At 39.2% G+C, this 16,331-nt stretch carries 19 protein-coding genes and 1 rRNA gene; 10 read left to right on the top strand and 10 right to left on the bottom strand.

Annotation, left to right across the window (positions count from 1 at the left end):
* Nucleotides 1–115: ribosomal RNA gene (locus HC728_RS16220) — 16S ribosomal RNA — on the bottom strand; the annotation flags it as partial.
* A 483-nt stretch (nt 116–598) separates the two neighbouring features.
* Between HC728_RS16220 and HC728_RS16215 the strand changes: the two genes are divergently transcribed.
* The gene (locus tag HC728_RS16215; protein ID WP_176703411.1) at nt 599–1,141 is read left to right on the top strand and encodes a gamma carbonic anhydrase family protein; all 543 of its coding nucleotides are present in this window, start codon (nt 599–601) and stop codon (nt 1,139–1,141) included.
* On the opposite strand, the gene HC728_RS16210 is transcribed toward HC728_RS16215, so the two are convergent.
* The 3 genes from HC728_RS16210 to HC728_RS16200 all read right to left on the bottom strand — a co-directional run bounded on the left by HC728_RS16210 (nt 1,134) and on the right by HC728_RS16200 (nt 2,848).
* Nucleotides 1,134–1,397: a DUF1488 domain-containing protein gene (locus tag HC728_RS16210; protein WP_017018070.1), complete on the bottom strand. Its 264-nt coding sequence runs from the start codon at nt 1,395–1,397 to the stop codon at nt 1,134–1,136. The genes HC728_RS16215 and HC728_RS16210 overlap by 8 nt on opposite strands.
* Nucleotides 1,397–2,218, bottom strand: coding sequence for a shikimate dehydrogenase (gene aroE, locus HC728_RS16205; RefSeq protein ID WP_065641503.1), 822 nt, complete (start codon nt 2,216–2,218; stop codon nt 1,397–1,399). Before aroE ends, HC728_RS16210 begins: the two co-directional genes overlap by 1 nt.
* A 72-nt stretch (nt 2,219–2,290) precedes the next feature.
* Nucleotides 2,291–2,848 (bottom strand): Sua5/YciO/YrdC/YwlC family protein, encoded by a 558-nt coding sequence (locus tag HC728_RS16200; RefSeq protein ID WP_012532755.1) that lies wholly within the window; start codon nt 2,846–2,848, stop codon nt 2,291–2,293.
* 199 nt (nt 2,849–3,047) lie between these two features.
* On the opposite strand from HC728_RS16200, the gene purE reads away from it, so the two are divergent.
* Both purE and HC728_RS16190 read left to right on the top strand, forming a co-directional pair.
* Nucleotides 3,048–3,533: a 5-(carboxyamino)imidazole ribonucleotide mutase gene (purE, locus tag HC728_RS16195; RefSeq protein ID WP_005421516.1), complete on the top strand. Its 486-nt coding sequence runs from the start codon at nt 3,048–3,050 to the stop codon at nt 3,531–3,533.
* A gap of 2 nt (nt 3,534–3,535) precedes the next feature.
* Nucleotides 3,536–4,648: a 5-(carboxyamino)imidazole ribonucleotide synthase gene (locus HC728_RS16190; protein ID WP_190395755.1), complete on the top strand. Its 1,113-nt coding sequence runs from the start codon at nt 3,536–3,538 to the stop codon at nt 4,646–4,648.
* A gap of 37 nt (nt 4,649–4,685) precedes the next feature.
* On the opposite strand, the gene HC728_RS16185 is transcribed toward HC728_RS16190, so the two are convergent.
* Genes HC728_RS16185 through HC728_RS16170 form a run of 4 tightly spaced genes read right to left on the bottom strand, consistent with a single transcriptional unit; the run spans nt 4,686 to nt 7,930 of the window.
* The gene (locus HC728_RS16185; RefSeq protein WP_017018073.1) at nt 4,686–5,255 is read right to left on the bottom strand and encodes a type I DNA topoisomerase; all 570 of its coding nucleotides are present in this window, start codon (nt 5,253–5,255) and stop codon (nt 4,686–4,688) included.
* A 10-nt stretch (nt 5,256–5,265) separates the two neighbouring features.
* Nucleotides 5,266–5,739 (bottom strand): DUF494 family protein, encoded by a 474-nt coding sequence (locus HC728_RS16180; protein WP_005421519.1) that lies wholly within the window; start codon nt 5,737–5,739, stop codon nt 5,266–5,268.
* A gap of 2 nt (nt 5,740–5,741) precedes the next feature.
* The gene (gene dprA / locus HC728_RS16175) at nt 5,742–6,845 is read right to left on the bottom strand and encodes a DNA-processing protein DprA (protein ID WP_026029198.1); all 1,104 of its coding nucleotides are present in this window, start codon (nt 6,843–6,845) and stop codon (nt 5,742–5,744) included.
* A 14-nt stretch (nt 6,846–6,859) separates the two neighbouring features.
* Nucleotides 6,860–7,930, bottom strand: a complete 1,071-nt coding sequence (locus tag HC728_RS16170; RefSeq protein ID WP_012532709.1) for a LysM peptidoglycan-binding domain-containing protein — start codon at nt 7,928–7,930, stop codon at nt 6,860–6,862.
* A 117-nt stretch (nt 7,931–8,047) separates the two neighbouring features.
* Between HC728_RS16170 and def the strand changes: the two genes are divergently transcribed.
* From def to HC728_RS16145, 5 genes are all read left to right on the top strand, one after another.
* Nucleotides 8,048–8,560, top strand: coding sequence for a peptide deformylase (gene def, locus HC728_RS16165; RefSeq protein WP_011262885.1), 513 nt, complete (start codon nt 8,048–8,050; stop codon nt 8,558–8,560).
* Between the two features lie 17 nt (nt 8,561–8,577).
* Entirely contained in the window at nt 8,578–9,525 is a 948-nt protein-coding gene (fmt, locus tag HC728_RS16160; protein WP_065597169.1) for a methionyl-tRNA formyltransferase, read from the top strand.
* A gap of 104 nt (nt 9,526–9,629) precedes the next feature.
* Entirely contained in the window at nt 9,630–10,910 is a 1,281-nt protein-coding gene (gene rsmB, locus HC728_RS16155; RefSeq protein ID WP_041941421.1) for a 16S rRNA (cytosine(967)-C(5))-methyltransferase RsmB, read from the top strand.
* A 24-nt stretch (nt 10,911–10,934) separates the two neighbouring features.
* Nucleotides 10,935–12,311 carry a Trk system potassium transporter TrkA gene (trkA, locus tag HC728_RS16150; RefSeq protein ID WP_065597168.1) on the top strand — a complete coding sequence of 459 codons (1,377 nt, stop codon included), beginning with the start codon at nt 10,935–10,937 and terminating at the stop codon, nt 12,309–12,311.
* A gap of 2 nt (nt 12,312–12,313) precedes the next feature.
* Nucleotides 12,314–13,759: a TrkH family potassium uptake protein gene (locus HC728_RS16145; protein WP_190395754.1), complete on the top strand. Its 1,446-nt coding sequence runs from the start codon at nt 12,314–12,316 to the stop codon at nt 13,757–13,759.
* Nucleotides 13,760–13,833: 74 nt separating this feature from the next.
* Here HC728_RS16145 and HC728_RS16140 read toward each other — a convergent pair whose 3' ends face one another.
* Entirely contained in the window at nt 13,834–14,481 is a 648-nt protein-coding gene (locus tag HC728_RS16140) for a hemolysin III family protein (RefSeq protein WP_065622380.1), read from the bottom strand.
* 98 nt (nt 14,482–14,579) lie between these two features.
* Complete coding sequence (locus HC728_RS16135) at nt 14,580–15,368, bottom strand: sporulation protein (protein ID WP_065622381.1); 789 nt, start codon at nt 15,366–15,368, stop codon at nt 14,580–14,582.
* Nucleotides 15,369–15,617: 249 nt separating this feature from the next.
* Here HC728_RS16135 and HC728_RS16130 point away from each other — a divergent pair, with 249 nt between their 5' ends.
* Both HC728_RS16130 and HC728_RS16125 read left to right on the top strand, forming a co-directional pair.
* The gene (locus HC728_RS16130; protein WP_162010809.1) at nt 15,618–15,776 is read left to right on the top strand and encodes a hypothetical protein; all 159 of its coding nucleotides are present in this window, start codon (nt 15,618–15,620) and stop codon (nt 15,774–15,776) included.
* Between the two features lie 150 nt (nt 15,777–15,926).
* Complete coding sequence (locus HC728_RS16125; RefSeq protein WP_005421548.1) at nt 15,927–16,190, top strand: YihD family protein; 264 nt, start codon at nt 15,927–15,929, stop codon at nt 16,188–16,190.
* The last annotated feature ends 141 nt before the right edge of the window (nt 16,191–16,331 follow it).

Genomic DNA, 16,331 nt, shown 5'->3' with positions numbered 1-16,331 from the left:
CCGCTCGACGCCCTTAACGTTCCCCGAAGGTTCAGTTAAGTCGTTTCCGCTCGACTTGCATGTGTTAGGCCTGCCGCCAGCGTTCAATCTGAGCCATGATCAAACTCTTCAATTAAAGTTTTTTTGGTTTGTTTCAGCAGAAACAAAACCGACTCAATGATTAATACTGATTGTTACATAAAAGTAATTTTGTGTAGTTACTCAGCTCATTGATAATTTGTTGATTATCAATTCACAAGTGCCCACACAGATTAATAGGTTTCTAATTGTTAAAGAGCTTTTCTTCTACTTTTCAAAGCGTTTCCGCTTTTCTGTGAAGAGGACGGTCATTTTATCGATTTAAGTTTCAGTGTCAAGCACTTATTTGAAACTAAATTTTTAATTGCCGTTCTGACCTTGGTTGCTAACCCCTTATGGGATGGGCTCTCCGTGTCAGTGAGGTCGCATTATAGAGAGTTAGATCACATTAGCAAGCCCTTTTTTCAAAAAAAATCGTTTTTTTGTTTTTATGGTTAAAGTCCATACAAATCGGTGCTAAATTATCTTTTATAACGCATATTATTAACACTAAATTATCATTTTTGAGGTTTATTCTATGATTTCTTCATTACGACGCTATAAATCAAACTTTCCTTCAATCGGCTCTAATACTTATATAGATACCTCTTCTGTATTAATTGGAGAAATTACTATTGGCCAAGACTCTAGTGTTTGGCCTTTGGTTGTTGCTAGAGGTGATGTAAATAGTATTTCTATTGGCGATAGAACAAATATTCAAGATGGTTCAGTTTTGCATGTTACCCATAAAAACCCTGAGAACCCAAAAGGTGCACCTTTAGTTATTGGCAATGATGTCACTATTGGTCACAAAGTTATGTTGCATGGTTGCGTAATTGAAGACCGAGTTCTTGTTGGAATGGGAAGCATTATTCTAGACAACGCTTATATTGAGGCAGATGTAATGATTGGTGCTGGCTCTCTTGTTCCACCAAACAAGCGTCTTGAAAGTGGCTACCTTTATATAGGTAGCCCAGTAAAACAAGTTCGCCCTCTATCTATAGAGGAAATTGTATCACTTAAAAAATCTGCATTAAATTACGTTAATTTTAAGAATGACTATATAGAAGAAGAAATTAATTAATTTCAATCTCTCCTGAAGCATTGAATTCTTCATCTTCAATCAATGCTTCAGCTTTCTCTTCTATATCAAAGCGTAACTGGTTAAAAACCTCATTCGCTTTATCATGATGGCAAATAGATTCACCACTTTCTTCTTCAAGCCATGAGAATGAAACTGAACAGTTAATTAAGCTTCCCATTTGTTGTGCTGAAAAACGCACACGCTGCTTTTCTAGTTCTACGGTTAAATCGTCTGAAAAGAGAATCGACTGATTCATTACATACCTTCTAAGTTCTTTCGTAATTCACGCAAAATTTGTTTACTACCTGGACGTAGCCCTCTCCATACAGTAAAGCTTTCTGCAGCCTGACCAACTAGCATTCCTAATCCATCATAAGCTTGGTAAGCATCATTTTCTAATGCCCATTGATTAAAGATGGTTTTACCAGAGCCATACATCATGTCATAGCTAATCGCACCACCTGAGAATATGACAGGATCAATCTGAGGAAGCTCCCCAGATAAGCTTGCTGATGTTGAATTGATAATGACATCAAACCCTTTATTAATATCACTCATCTTTTTTACTTCTATCCTTCCATAAGGAGAAAACAGTTCCGCAAGTTGTTTTGCTTTTTCATAAGTTCGATTAACAAGCGTAATAGAAGCTGGATTTTGTTTTAACAAAGGAAGAATAACGCCACGAGCTGCGCCACCAGCACCAATTAATAAAATGTGTTTATCTTCTAAAGGTACTTGGTACTGCAATAAGTCTTGAACTAACCCTTCGCCATCGGTGTTATCACCTAAAATAATGCCATCATCCAATTTTTTAAGTGTATTTACAGCTCCTGCGAGTTTTGCTCTTTCTGTTAATTGATCAGCAAACTGAAACGCTTCCTCTTTAAAAGGGACTGTTACATTGCAGCCTTTTCCTTGTTGAGAAAAAAACGCTGTTACTGACTCAACAAAACCGTTTATTGGTGCTTCAATTGCTGAATATTCTAAATCCTGCATTGTTTGACGAGCAAATAGGGTATGAATAAAAGGTGATTTGCTGTGTTTAATCGGATTACCAAAAACGGCATACTTGTCCATGTAAAAATATTCCCTGCAATGAAAGAACTAAAATGATGTGAGTAACCTTACCTTAAACCAATCATTGATGCATTACCCCTGACGCAGCGTATTACCTGTTTTCGCATCACGAATTTCAGTAGGTTGAGTCCGATTACCTACTTCACCTTGAAAAATGACCACCCCCGTATCCCCTAGTTGAGCTTCAACTTCAGCGACACTTCGACAAGGCTCCAATCCTGAAAGGTTAGCACTCGTTGAAGTAATAGGTTTACCGAATGCATTACAAATAGCTTTCACTTGAGGATGAGCTGTTACTCTGACAGCAATACTATCAAATTGCCCAGTAACTAAAGGTAATGTGCTTGTTTTAACTGGAACAATCCAAGTCACAGGACCTGGCCATGATGCTTTAATGGTATTTACTTGCTCTTCTGTTAATTGTTCTAAATCGATATAAGGTAATAATTGCTCTATAGATGCAGCAATCAAAATTAATCCTTTTTCTTTTGGTCTCTTTTTTACATCCAATAAATTTAGTAACGCTTGTTCGTTATCAGGATCGCAACCAACACCAAAAACACCTTCGGTCGGATAAGCGATAACATTCCCTTGCTTCAAGGCATCTACGACTTGATTTAGATTCTTCATATTAATACCACTCTCTTCTATATATAGTATCTATTCTATTGATCTACTCAAATCACACAACCGCTTTCCTTTTTTGAATTGTCATCATTCATTAATAAGTTTAGCTTTTCCTTACGCAAACGTTTTCCTTAATAAAAAATAACCGTATAATGCGGATAACTTTTCTATATTGCCAATATCTTTATTTAAGGAGTTCACAATGAAAGTCGGTATTATCATGGGTTCAAAATCAGACTGGCCAACAATGAAACTAGCCGCTGAGATGCTTGACCGCTTTAATGTGCCTTATGAGACAAAAGTGGTTTCTGCTCATAGAACACCTCAGTTACTTGCCGATTATGCAACTCAAGCAAAAGATCGTGGCATCAAAGTAATTATCGCAGGTGCGGGTGGTGCAGCACACCTTCCTGGAATGGCAGCAGCATTCACAAGTGTTCCTGTTTTAGGTGTTCCAGTACAATCTCGTGCACTTAAAGGTATGGATTCATTACTTTCAATTGTACAGATGCCAAAAGGTATTGCTGTTGGTACTCTTGCGATAGGTGAAGCGGGAGCGGCTAATGCGGGTATCCTTGCAGCTCAAATCATTGGAACATCAAACGAAGAAGTAATGGCTGCGGTTGAAGCTTTCCGTAAAGAACAAACTGAAATGGTGTTAGAGAACCCAGATCCATCAGAGGATTAATCATGAATGTTCTTATTTTAGGTTCAGGTCAATTAGCACGAATGATGTCTTTAGCTAGTGCTCCATTAAATATTGATGTGATCGCTTATGATGTTAATAGCCAACAAATTGTACATCCATTAACTCAACAGCCGATTGATTTATCATTAGAACAAGCCATTAAACAAGTCGATGTTATTACGGCTGAGTTTGAACATATTCCTCATCATATTCTAGATATTTGTAGTGTAAGTGGAAAATTTCAACCAACGCCTGATGCAATAAAAGCAGGTGGTGATCGCCGCCTTGAAAAAAAATTATTAGATAACGCGCATGTTGCAAATGCCAAATACCATAATATCAATACTAAACAGGACTTTCTGAATGCCATCGATACCGTAGGGATCCCTATGGTATTGAAGAGTGCGTTAGGCGGTTATGATGGAAAAGGTCAATGGCGCTTAAAAGACGTATCACAAGTTGATTCTATTTGGGAAGAAATGGATGAGTTAATTAAAAGCTCTCCAAATCAAGCAATAGTTGCAGAACAATTTATTCCATTTAACCGTGAAGTTTCACTCATTGGCGCTCGTAATAAAAACGGTCAAATGGTGACTTACCCACTGACTGAAAATGTTCATGTCGATGGTGTTCTTGCTTTATCAACCGCTTTAGAAGGGACAAGTAATTTACAACAACAAGCCGATGAAATGTTTACCGCTATCGCTGATGAACTTAATTATATCGGAGTGCTTGCTATTGAGTTTTTCGATGTAGACGGAAAATTACTTGTAAATGAAATTGCTCCTCGTGTACATAATTCGGGGCACTGGACTCAACAAGGGACCGATATTTGCCAATTTGAAATGCACATTCGAGCGGTATGCAACTTACCATTAACGGGTAATCAATTACTTCGCTCAACTGCGATGATTAATATTTTAGGTGAAGATAGCTTACCAGATGAAATATTAACAATGCCGAATTGCCATATTCATTGGTATGGAAAAGAGAAGCGAGCGGGTAGAAAAATGGGCCATATTAACGTGTGTGCCGACTCCCCTGAAATGCTACAAAAAGAGCTTTCTAAACTTGCAAATATTTTAGATAAACAAGCCTTTAAAGCTCTTTCTTAAATCTCAGGGTATGAGTAACTTAATACTTGTGATTAAGTTACTCTGATTGGCTCTGAACTTCTGCACATTTTTTATCAGCACAGATTAAACGAGTTCCTGCCGCTGTTTCTTTTTTTAAGAGCAACTCAAAACCACATTTTTGGCAACACCCTTGCTGTGGCTCTAAATTAACCGCAAAACGACAAGCAGGGTAGGCATCACACGCGTAAAATGATTTACCAAAACGAGATTGTTTCTCTTGTAAATGTCCTTTATGACAACTAGGGCAAACCGTTTCTGCTTGCGACGACTCTTTCTTTTGTTCTAAAGATTCAATGTGAGTACATGATGGATATGCAGAACAACCGATAAACATTCCATATCGGCCTTGTCTCAACACCAATTCACTTTCACATTGAGGGCATGGGATCCCTAACTCTTTCACTACATGACCATCATTACTTTTTAATGGACGAATATAGTCACATTCAGGGTAATTTTGACAACCTAAAAATGGACCTCTTTTTCCATAACGGATACTTAGTTCACCGTTACATTGAGGGCATATTTCATGCTCTAACGCATGCTCATGCGCTTGAAATAATTCTTTATCAATCTTTCCAGACATTCTCTCAGCCTTAGTGAGTCAAGCCTACATCAGAGGTATACAATAATTCTTCCATCTGTGTATAAGCGCTTTCCTGTCCTGGAACATTAAACAATACCATTAGAACAACCCACTTTAGATCATCTAATGACAGTTCATCCGTTTCTAAAGCCATTACTTGCTCAATTACCATTTCACGAGTTTCGCTAGTAAGTACTTTAATTTGTTCTAAGAAAAGTAAAAAACCACGACATGCCGTATTTATCCCATCAATTTCTTGTTGAGTATAAATTCGCATTGACGTTGACGTTCCTGTTGCAACACGAGCGTGCTCGTCCGTATCTTGTAAACGAGCCAGATCTTCTAACCAATCTAACGCTTTATATACTGCTTCTTGGTGAAAGCCTGCTTTTAGCAATTCATCTTCTAATTTTTCTTGTTCTACATTCAGTTCAACATCACTATGGATATATGTTTCAAATAGATACATCAGAACATCCATCATGGCTAGCCCCTCCGCTTTTTAATGTAACCCCCTGGGACTGCAGCGATGAAACCTTGCAACTCTAATTCAAGTAATTGCATCATGATTTCATGTACAGGCATCTGACACCGCTCTGCGATTATATCGACAGGCGTCGCCTCACCGCCTACGGTAGCGAACACTTCAGGAAATGGCAATTGTTCTGTGATAACTTCTTGTTCGAAAAGTGATGGTTGATGAGATAGTGCACACTCAGTCAGAGCTCCTATTTCATTAAAAATATCATCAGGAGAAGATACTAATGTTGCTCCAGATTTAATTAAACCATTCGAACCTTGAGCTGTTGGGTTTTGAATAGAACCAGGTAAAGCAAATACCTCTCGTCCTTGTTCATTTGCATATCTTGCTGTAATTAAAGACCCTGAACGCTCTGCCGCTTCAACAACAAGAACCCCTGTTGATAAACCACTAATGATTCGATTGCGTCGTGGAAAGTTATCCGCTCTTGGTGGAGCATCAGGCCTAAACTCAGAAACTAAGGCGCCATTTTCACTCACTCTCTGAGCTAAGGAGCGATGCTTGGCTGGGTATATCTTTTCTAGACCAGAACCAAGAACAGCAATGGTTTTTCCTTTTGCTTCTATTGCACCATGATGTGCATATCCATCGACACCAAGAGCAAGACCGCTAGTTACAACATAATTATGCTGAACAATAGAACGAGCAAACTCTTTGGCACAATCCAATCCTTCCAGACTGGCATTTCGGCTCCCGACAATAGCCACTTGTGGCTCAGATAAACAGAGAGCATCCCCCTTAACAAACAACACTGGAGGTGGAGCGCTAATCTCAGACAACAATTTAGGGTATCTAGGGTCAGTTAATGGCAATATCGTATGTTCAGAACTCTTTTCTTGCCAAGTCAAACAGGTTTCAACCTGCTTATTTGCCGTCTGCTTTAGATAGGATATTTGAGATGATGAGAGACCTAAAGCCTGTAATTGCTCATCATTGTATTGCAGAATATTTTCAGCTGAATCAACACTGAGTAAACGGGACATGATCTTCCCGCCTACTCTAGGACAAAAGCATAAGGTTAGCCAAGCCGACAGATGTTCTTCGGAAATGGACATAACGTTATTTATTCCTCATCAGGAGAAACCGCTATAACACCTTTGTGTATTGGCATTTCACTTTTTGTAATGAGTGCTAAGCTAAATTTTTCATAAGGTCTAATAACGATTAATTCACCAATTTCCGTTTGAGGTAATTGAATGCCTTTTTTCTTGGTGTCTTTATCAACTTCATAGTAATACTCGCCTTTATTGCCATTAACAATGTTTCCTTCCTCTTTCAAAGAAAACATACTTCCTTGCAATAAGCCGTCATTACTGCCTTTATCTATCACTGCAACTTGATTAACCGCTAAGTATTCACCACCATCAATGGAACCAAGTATGGAAACATCAATATCTTTTGGTGCAGGTTGAGGGTAAAACGTTGTGGTTAATTCTGTTTTTATTTCATCTGAAGAAATAGGTAAAACCACATCATTAATCGCAATTTCTTGTTGCTGTTTAATGATTTTTAATCCACTCATATCTTCATTGCTTTCGGCTAACTCAGCGACACCAACAAGACGAAGGGCATAAGATGAAGCTTTGTCATCCTGACGAGAAAATTCATTAACGACTCGGTATATACCCCATTCTTTATGCGATAGCTCAGCATCAACGTACACTCTTTCACTCGAACTTAAAAATTTACGACCATCACTGGTTCCAAGTACTCGGTAAGACGTTTGGTAATTCACATCATCAATTAAACGATCTGACTGTAAATAAGGCACTACTAAGCTAGTGGGTAAGGTAGGAACTGGCTCTTTTACCACCTTACGCATTTTAGGCGACAATTTTTTAAGCGGTTTAACACTTAATACCGGATTACCATTGTGCCAACTTAACGTTAATTCATCTCCAGGATAAATTAAGTGAGGATTATTTATATCTGGGTTAATTTTCCATAATTTTGGCCAAAACCAAGGACTATCTAAAAATAACGCCGAAATATCCCAGAGAGTATCCCCTTTTTTAACGGTGTATTGTTCCGGATAATCTTGTTTTAAAACCAATTTATCATCACTTGATATTGATGGTGATGAAAATAAAATTGCGCTAATTAATGACGAAAAAATGAGTGTTTTTTTTAACATGGTCCGCTTTCCTTGTCAGACATACCAACCGATGCTGTCATTTGCTCAATAAAATGTCTAGAATTGGAACTATTAGGTTTATGCCGTTTTCGGCGCAGTTCAACATTTTGAGTATTTATGGCTTTATTAGAAGTATTAACGTTCCCGGATGACCGTCTACGTACCGTAGCAAAACCGGTAGAAGCAGTAACACCTGAAATCCAAAAATTTGTCGATGACATGATTGAAACCATGTACGACGAAGAAGGTATTGGCCTTGCTGCTACACAAGTCGATTTTCACCAACGTATCGTTGTGATTGATGTTTCTGAAACTCGTGACGAACCAATGGTTCTAATCAATCCTGTTATCACACAAAAAAGTGGTGATGATGGTATTGAAGAAGGCTGTTTGTCTGTTCCTGGAGCTAAAGGACTTGTTCCTCGCTCAGCAGAGGTATCAGTTAGCGCTCTTGACCGCGATGGTAATGAATTTAGCTTTGATGCTGATGATTTATTAGCTATCTGTGTTCAGCACGAACTGGATCACCTTGATGGCAAGTTATTCGTTGATTACTTATCGCCTCTAAAGCGTAAGCGTATTAAAGAAAAACTAGAGAAAATCAAAAAATTCAACGCTAAAAATCAGTAATTGATACCGAGGTTAATTTGAGCAAACCATTACGCATTATTTTTGCGGGCACACCCGATTTCGCTGCTCGCCATTTATCAGCACTTATCGACTCTCACCATGAAGTGATTGGCGTATACACTCAACCTGATCGCCCAGCAGGTCGTGGTAAAAAGCTAACAGCAAGCCCAGTAAAAGAGCTGGCGCTTGAGCACAATATTCCTGTGTTCCAGCCTGAAAACTTTAAGAGTGACGAAGCAAAGCAAGAGCTTGCTGACCAAAATGCTGATTTAATGGTTGTGGTTGCTTATGGCTTACTGCTACCACAAGCGGTGTTAGATACACCAAAATTAGGTTGCATTAACGTTCATGGCTCGATTCTTCCTCGTTGGCGTGGTGCTGCACCTATTCAACGCTCTATTTGGGCAGGTGACGCCGAGACTGGCGTAACTATCATGCAAATGAATATTGGTTTAGATACTGGCGATATGCTGAAGATTGCAACTTTGCCTATCGAAGCAACCGATACAAGCGCCTCAATGTACGACAAATTAGCTGAACTAGGTCCAATCGCTTTAGTTGATTGTTTATCTGATATTGCTGATGGCTCTGCTATTGCACAAAAACAAGATGATGAACTGGCTAATTACGCGAAAAAACTAAGCAAAGAAGAAGCAAAGATTGATTGGACAATGGATGCAATTGCTATTGAACGCTGTGTTCGTGCTTTTAACCCATGGCCAATGAGTCACTTCTCTGTTGAAGATAAAGCCATTAAAGTATGGCAATCTCGTGTTGAAAGCTATACCGGAGATGCAACACCAGGCACCATTATCCAAGCGGATAAAACGGGCATTTATGTTGCGACAGGTTCAGATGCAATTGTCTTTGAACAACTGCAAGTACCTGGAAAAAAAGCAATGGGTGTTCAAGATATTTTGAATTCTCGCAAAGAATGGTTTGAAGTGGGTAATACCCTTAACTAATTCTTCAAAAATATAAAAAGGTGGCATAATTGCCACCTTCGTTTTTAAATGGCAAATATCGTATTTGCCTTTTTATTTTTGCCAACCATATTTTAGGTGATGACATGAACGTTCGTGCTGCGGCAGCCAAAGTTATTTATCAAGTTGTCGATCAGGGTCATTCTCTCTCTTCAGCGCTTCCAAAAGCTCAATCTGAGATCAAACCTCGTGACCAAGCTTTACTGCAAGAGATCTGCTATGGCGTACTGCGCTTTCTTCCTCGTTTAGAGTCTGTTGCTCAATCATTAATGGATAAGCCATTAAAGGGAAAACAACGAGTATTCCATCATCTAATTCTTGTGGGTATTTACCAACTGAGTTTCATGCGTATTCCTGCACACGCAGCAGTAGCGGAAACCGTTGAAGGTACAAAGAATTTAAAAGGTCCAAAACTACGTGGACTGATCAACGCGGTATTACGTAATTATCAACGTAGCCAAGAAGAATTGGATGCAAAATCAGTAAGCCATGACTCAGGTAAATATGGTCATCCGGGCTGGTTATTGAAAATGCTACAACAAGCCTACCCAGAACAATGGGAAACTATTGTTGAAGCCAATAACAGTAAAGCACCAATGTGGCTACGTGTTAATAGCCAACATCACACTCGTGATGAGTATATAGCTCTACTTGAAAAAGAAGAAATCAGCGTTACGCCACACAGCCAAGCAACAGATGCTCTGTTATTAGATAAAGCGCGTGATGTATATACTCTTCCTGGCTTTGAACAAGGTTGGGTATCGGTACAAGATGCAGCAGCTCAATTATCAGCAGAGTACCTACAACCTCAAAATGGCGAATTAATTCTTGATTGCTGTGCGGCTCCTGGTGGTAAAACAGCGCACATTTTAGAACGCACACAAGATACAAATGTGGTTGCTATTGATTGTGATGAAACACGTTTAAAACGAGTTTATGAAAACTTAGAGCGTTTAAACCTTAAAGCACAAGTTATTTGTGGTGATGCACGCCACCCAGAAGAATGGTGGAAAGGCGAACAATTTGACCGCATTTTATTGGACGCACCTTGTTCTGCAACAGGGGTTATTCGTCGTCACCCAGACATCAAGTGGTTACGTCGTGCAGAAGATATTAAAGCACTGGCTGAACTGCAAAGTGAAATCTTTGACGCTATGTGGTTACAGTTAAAATCTGGCGGCACCATGGTTTATGCGACTTGTTCAATTACGCCTTTAGAAAACTGCGATCAAGTAAAAGCGTTTTTAGCACGTACAAGTGATGCAACATTAATTGATAATACAGATCCTGAAAAACCAGGACGTCAAATTCTTCCAGGTGAAGAGAATATGGACGGCTTCTACTACGCCGTTCTACAAAAAGCCTAATCGGAATACGAGCGAGCAAACGGTATGAAAATCATCATCTTAGGTGCGGGTCAAGTGGGCGGCACATTAGCTGAGAACTTGGTGGGCGAAAACAACGATATTACGGTTGTTGATAAGAGATCTGAACGACTGCGTGAGTTGCAAGATAAATACGATTTACGTGTAGTTCAAGGGTTTGCTAGTCACCCAGATACATTAAGAGAAGCCGGTGCACAAGATGCTGATATGTTAGTTGCCGTCACTAATTCCGACGAAACGAACATGATCGCCTGTCAAATTGCATTTACTGTATTTAATACACCAAACCGTATTGCTCGTATTCGTTCTCCTGAATATTTAAGAGAAAAAGAGCGCCTTTTCCAATCTGATGCGATTCCAGTTGATCATTTGATCGCACCAGAAGAACTAGTAACAGGGTACATCGAACGCTTAATCGAATACCCAGGCGCGCTTCAGGTAGCCAGCTTTGCTGAGAAGAAAGTAAGTCTTGTTGCTGTTAAAGCCTATTATGGTGGCCCTCTAGTTGGTAATGCATTATCCGCACTTCGTGATCACATGCCTCATATTGATACTCGTGTTGCGGCTATTTTCCGTCAAGGCCGACCAATTCGTCCTCAGGGAACGACCGTTATCGAAGCTGACGATGAAGTATTCTTCGTTGCAGCAAGTAACCATATCCGTGCAGTAATGAGTGAGTTACAACGTTTAGAGCGCCCATACAAACGAATTATGATTGTTGGTGGCGGTAATATCGGCGCAGGTCTTGCGAGACGCTTAGAACAAAACTACAGCGTTAAACTGATTGAACGTAATATGAAACGAGCAGAAGAGTTATCTGAGCTGCTTGAAGAAAGTATTGTATTTTGTGGTGATGCTGCAGACCAAGAGTTACTGAGTGAAGAACACATAGATCAAGTTGATGTGTTCATCGCTGTCACTAACGAAGATGAAGCCAATATCATGTCAGCCATGCTAGCAAAACGCATGGGCGCTAAAAAAGTCATGGTATTGATTCAACGTGGCGCTTATGTGGATTTAGTACAGGGTGGCGTTATTGATGTGGCTATCTCACCACAACAAGCGACAATTTCAGCGCTATTAACGCATGTTCGTCGTGCTGATATCGTTAACGTATCATCTCTTCGTCGTGGTGCAGCCGAAGCGATTGAAGCCATTGCACATGGTGATGAAACCACATCAAAAGTCGTTGGTAGAGAAGTTCAAAACATAAAACTACCACCGGGCACAACCATTGGTGCAATTGTTCGAGGTGAAGAAGTATTAATCGCCCACGATAAGACCGTGATAGAGCAGGATGATCACGTTGTTATGTTCCTAGTGGATAAGAAATACGTTCAGGATGTAGAACGCTTATTCCAACCGAGTCCGTTCTTCTTATAATTATGGTTAACTACAAACCGATCCTATTTGTAATAGGGCTTGTTTTATCAAAACTTGCCCTATTTATGTATATCCCGACACTCGTAGCACTGTTTACAGGTACTGGTGGTTTTATCGAATTTGGACAAGCGGTTGCCATTACTCACATAGTGGCATTTGCTTGTTTAACTTTGGGCCGCAGCAAACAGTTTAAAATGAACGTGCGGGATATGTTTTTAATAACAACACTTGTGTGGACCATTGCAAGCGCTTTTGCCGCACTCCCTTTTGTGTTTATTAACCACATCAGCTTTACCGACGCTTACTTTGAAACCATGTCAGGCATCACAACGACAGGTTCAACGGTGCTCAGTGGGTTAGATGATATGGCACCAAGCATTTTATTATGGCGTTCAACGCTACAGTGGCTAGGTGGTGTAGGCTTTATTGTAATGGCAGTAGCCATCTTACCTATGCTCAATGTCGGTGGTATGCGACTGTTCCAAACGGAATCTTCTGATTGGTCAGATAAAAGCGCCCCAAGAACCAAATATGTCGCCAAATACATAGTGAATGTATATTTAAGCTTAACCTTGCTGTGTTTCTTAAGCTATTTAGTGACAGGAATGACGCCGTTTGAAGCCATAAACCACGCATTTACCACGCTATCCACAGGAGGATATTCCACCTCTGATAGTTCAATGAATCGTTTTTCAAATAGCACTCACTGGGTAGCATCATTCTTTATGTTTGCAGGTGGTTTGCCTTTCTTACTCTTCATTCAAGTACTTAAAAAGCGCGATCCCAAAGTTCTCTTTAAAGATGCTCAGGTCGTTGGTTTTCTAAAATTAGTATTAATCACCAGCTTATTAGTTGCGATTTGGTTAGTGATTCATAATGACTATGCCATTATGGATGCGTTACGAGTCTCTGTGTTTAATATTGTTTCTGTTGTGACTACAACGGGTTTTGGTTTGGATGACTTTACATCGTGGGGGGCATTCCCTGCCATCATCTTTGCTTTTGTTATGCTAACAGGTGCATGTTCAGGTTCGACAGCGGGTGGTATAAAAATCTTCCGCTTTCAAATCGCCTCCACCATGTTGAATAAGCAGATGATGAAACTGATCCACCCATCAGGGATCTTTGTTCAACGTTATAATGGCCGTCCAGTAACCGATGACATTGCACGTTCGGTTGTTGCGCTTGTCTTTACCTTCCTATTAACCATCATCATTATCTCTGCGTTATTAGGTAGCTTAGGGCTTGATCCCGTAACGAGTATCACCAGTGCCGTTACTGCAGTTGCTAACGCAGGTCCAGGTATGGGGCATATTGTTGGTCCAACAGGTAACTTTGCAACACTACCAGATACGGCAAAATGGATACTCAGCATTGGAATGTTGATGGGGCGATTAGAAATTTTAACCGTATTGGTTTTATTCTTCCCAGCCTTTTGGAAGGGTTAATATTAAATTTAACGCAGTAACAATGAAAAATGGCCTAGTATTTCTACTAGGCCATTTTTATTTCTAAGCTGGTATTAAACTGGCTTTACGTAATAATAAATCGACAAGAATTGAGTAACACAGCCACCTAATACAAATAAGTGCCAAATAGCATGGTTATATGGGATCTTTTTGGCGACATAAAAAATAACCCCTAAAGAATAAATCACACCACCAAGTCCCAGCAAAATCACACCGTTAATATCGATATGAATAACCAATTGATACACAGCAATCACTGATAACCATCCCATTATGAGATAGGTAATTAGCGATAATTTTTTAAATCGATATACAAATACAATTTTTCCAATAATACCAATAAGCGCAATAGCCCAAATCACACCCATCAACCAGTAGGCTAATGGTGTTCTCAAACTCACCAATAAATAGGGCGTATAGCTACCCGCAATCAAAAGAAAAATCGCACAATGATCCAAAGTTTTTAATAATCTTTTCGCTTTAGGTGCAGCAATAGAATGGTAAAGCGTCGACGCTAAAAAAAGTAAAATAATACTCGCACCATAAACAGACATACTGGTTATGGTTAGCCAATCCGCATTAGCTGCATTGGCTTTTAAAAGCAATAAGATTAAAGCAACAACACCAAAAACCATCCCTAAAGCATGGCTTAAACTGTTCGCTAATTCTTCTTTTTTGGAATATGGAGCGGAGGTAGACATAATTATCTCATAGAGTGATTACTCGATAAGATCAGTATGACACATTTAAGCGTACAGTTGTAAGCTTAAATGTGTCATTTTTTCATCAAATTTATCAATTAAGTGGTTTGATTTAAGAAATCAATTACTTGCTTTCCTGCTTCTTCTGGCGTTAAGCGGGTTGGTAGGCTTAATTTTCTTTTTAACTCACCACGTCCAAGCATTGAGGATAATAAACCTAACGCACCACCTTTATGCCTTCTGTCTATCTCAAACCATAATTGCAGCTCATCCGCTGTTCTATGAGCAATCATTTCAAGCTCTCGCCAACTACCATGATAAGGGCCATCAAAAGGCACAAACTCAAACTCTTGCACAAAAGGTAAATCAAACCCTTTAACGTGCTCACATTCAACCTGACGGATCCGCAAGCCTTCAGTTTCTAAAGCGGTTAATACACCATCAAAGATATCATCAGGACGAACAGTAATAGGGTCTTTATCTGTTGGATCTAAACCAAGAGAAATATCTAACCCTGTTTGAACCCACACTTTGGCATCCCCAATCGTAATTGGTGTATTTAGTGGGAGATCCAATTCAAATTCAAATTTACGTTCTTGCTTTGGCTCTATCGTAAATGCATAAGGCAAACTCCAATCCGCCAGCACATGAGTTTGCTTAATAATTTGGGTTTGTGAGCCATTTTCGCTTTTACGATGAACTTCTTTTTTGTACTGACAACATAATTTCAAATCAATATTATCAATATCTTGAGCCGTTGCACCGCCAGTAACTTCAATAGTTACTTGAGCTTTTTGCCCTGGTATCAAAACTTCATGGTGAATGATCGTATCCACATTTGCAGAACCAATGCCTAATGACGCTAACGTTTTTTTAAAAAAAGACATTTTTATCTCCTAACCAATCCATGTTTTATTCTCTTATTATTGCTCAGTTATCATAATTACGCTGAGATGCACCTCGACTAATTGACAGTTTATGTTACCCTTATAGGGTGTTTTTTAAACACATAATCCTGACTATTTATTTGGATTGGCGAAAGCTAAAAAGAGTTTCACCTTGATGTAACTCATAAATAGTTAGGTCATTAATTTGGCCAAGGAAGTGCCTGACTATAGAGATAGATAATGCGTCCTATGACTGTCAGGTTCTCACGCTCTGCTTCAACACATAGCGTGGATCGTCGTCGCAGCCACTTTGTAAAAGCAGCTGTTGCGAAAAAGAACGTACCTGAAATGACTTTAGTGGTTTCAGAAAAAACAGAAACTGAAAAAGAAGTTTCATGTGCGGCATAATTTAAAAGCGTAGCCTATTGGTTGCGCTTTTTCTTTTTTAAAAAGCACTTTTTTCTACATGAGAATCCGATCATTTACTTACTCTAACTGGTATTAACATCCCTTATAACTGATATATACTAACCCTAATAATTATAAGGAGAATGCTCAATGAAATGTCACCGCGTAAATGAATTAATCGAATTAATTCACCCTGAATGGAAAAAAGAACCAGAACTCAATCTTATGCAGTTTATTGTAAAACTTGCAGAAGAAACAAAATATGAAGGTAAGTTAGAAGACCTTACTGATGATGTTCTAATCTATCATCTAAAAATGCGAAATAGCGAAAAAACAGAAATGATCCCAGGTCTTGCTAAAGACCAAGAAGATGATTTTAAAACCGCAATTCTAAAAGCTCGTGGGATTTTATAAGTAACTCACCATGCTATGATCTGGTTTGTCACCGAACCAGATCGGTTTCCTATCAAATAAAACACACTTTTTTAACTAAATTTGAACCTTCTTACGTATTCCTTTTAGTCATCAGGCTATAATTCATCCGCAATGTCATCT

The organism is Aliivibrio sp. S10_S31, assembly GCF_014694495.1.
GTDB lineage: Bacteria > Pseudomonadota > Gammaproteobacteria > Enterobacterales > Vibrionaceae > Aliivibrio > Aliivibrio fischeri.
Note: the sequence above shows the minus strand (reverse complement) of the source record. Positions and strands in the feature narration are given on the sequence as shown.

Bases quoted from the DNA above. Each gene is read 5' to 3' on its own strand.
- HC728_RS16135 (WP_065622381.1), bottom strand. From the start codon at position 15,368: ATGTCTTTTTTTAAAAAAACGTTAGCGTCATTAGGCATTGGTTCTGCA.
- HC728_RS16130 (WP_162010809.1), top strand. From the start codon at position 15,618: ATGACTGTCAGGTTCTCACGCTCTGCTTCAACACATAGCGTGGATCGT.
- def (WP_011262885.1), top strand. From the start codon at position 8,048: ATGGCTTTATTAGAAGTATTAACGTTCCCGGATGACCGTCTACGTACC.
- HC728_RS16170 (WP_012532709.1), bottom strand. From the start codon at position 7,930: ATGTTAAAAAAAACACTCATTTTTTCGTCATTAATTAGCGCAATTTTA.
- trkA (WP_065597168.1), top strand. From the start codon at position 10,935: ATGAAAATCATCATCTTAGGTGCGGGTCAAGTGGGCGGCACATTAGCT.
- HC728_RS16125 (WP_005421548.1), top strand. From the start codon at position 15,927: ATGAAATGTCACCGCGTAAATGAATTAATCGAATTAATTCACCCTGAA.
- rsmB (WP_041941421.1), top strand. From the start codon at position 9,630: ATGAACGTTCGTGCTGCGGCAGCCAAAGTTATTTATCAAGTTGTCGAT.
- aroE (WP_065641503.1), bottom strand. From the start codon at position 2,218: ATGGACAAGTATGCCGTTTTTGGTAATCCGATTAAACACAGCAAATCA.
- HC728_RS16190 (WP_190395755.1), top strand. From the start codon at position 3,536: ATGAATGTTCTTATTTTAGGTTCAGGTCAATTAGCACGAATGATGTCT.
- HC728_RS16145 (WP_190395754.1), top strand. From the start codon at position 12,314: ATGGTTAACTACAAACCGATCCTATTTGTAATAGGGCTTGTTTTATCA.
- HC728_RS16140 (WP_065622380.1), bottom strand. From the start codon at position 14,481: ATGTCTACCTCCGCTCCATATTCCAAAAAAGAAGAATTAGCGAACAGT.
- HC728_RS16185 (WP_017018073.1), bottom strand. From the start codon at position 5,255: ATGTCTGGAAAGATTGATAAAGAATTATTTCAAGCGCATGAGCATGCG.
- HC728_RS16180 (WP_005421519.1), bottom strand. From the start codon at position 5,739: ATGATGGATGTTCTGATGTATCTATTTGAAACATATATCCATAGTGAT.
- HC728_RS16210 (WP_017018070.1), bottom strand. From the start codon at position 1,397: ATGAATCAGTCGATTCTCTTTTCAGACGATTTAACCGTAGAACTAGAA.
- HC728_RS16200 (WP_012532755.1), bottom strand. From the start codon at position 2,848: ATGAAGAATCTAAATCAAGTCGTAGATGCCTTGAAGCAAGGGAATGTT.
- purE (WP_005421516.1), top strand. From the start codon at position 3,048: ATGAAAGTCGGTATTATCATGGGTTCAAAATCAGACTGGCCAACAATG.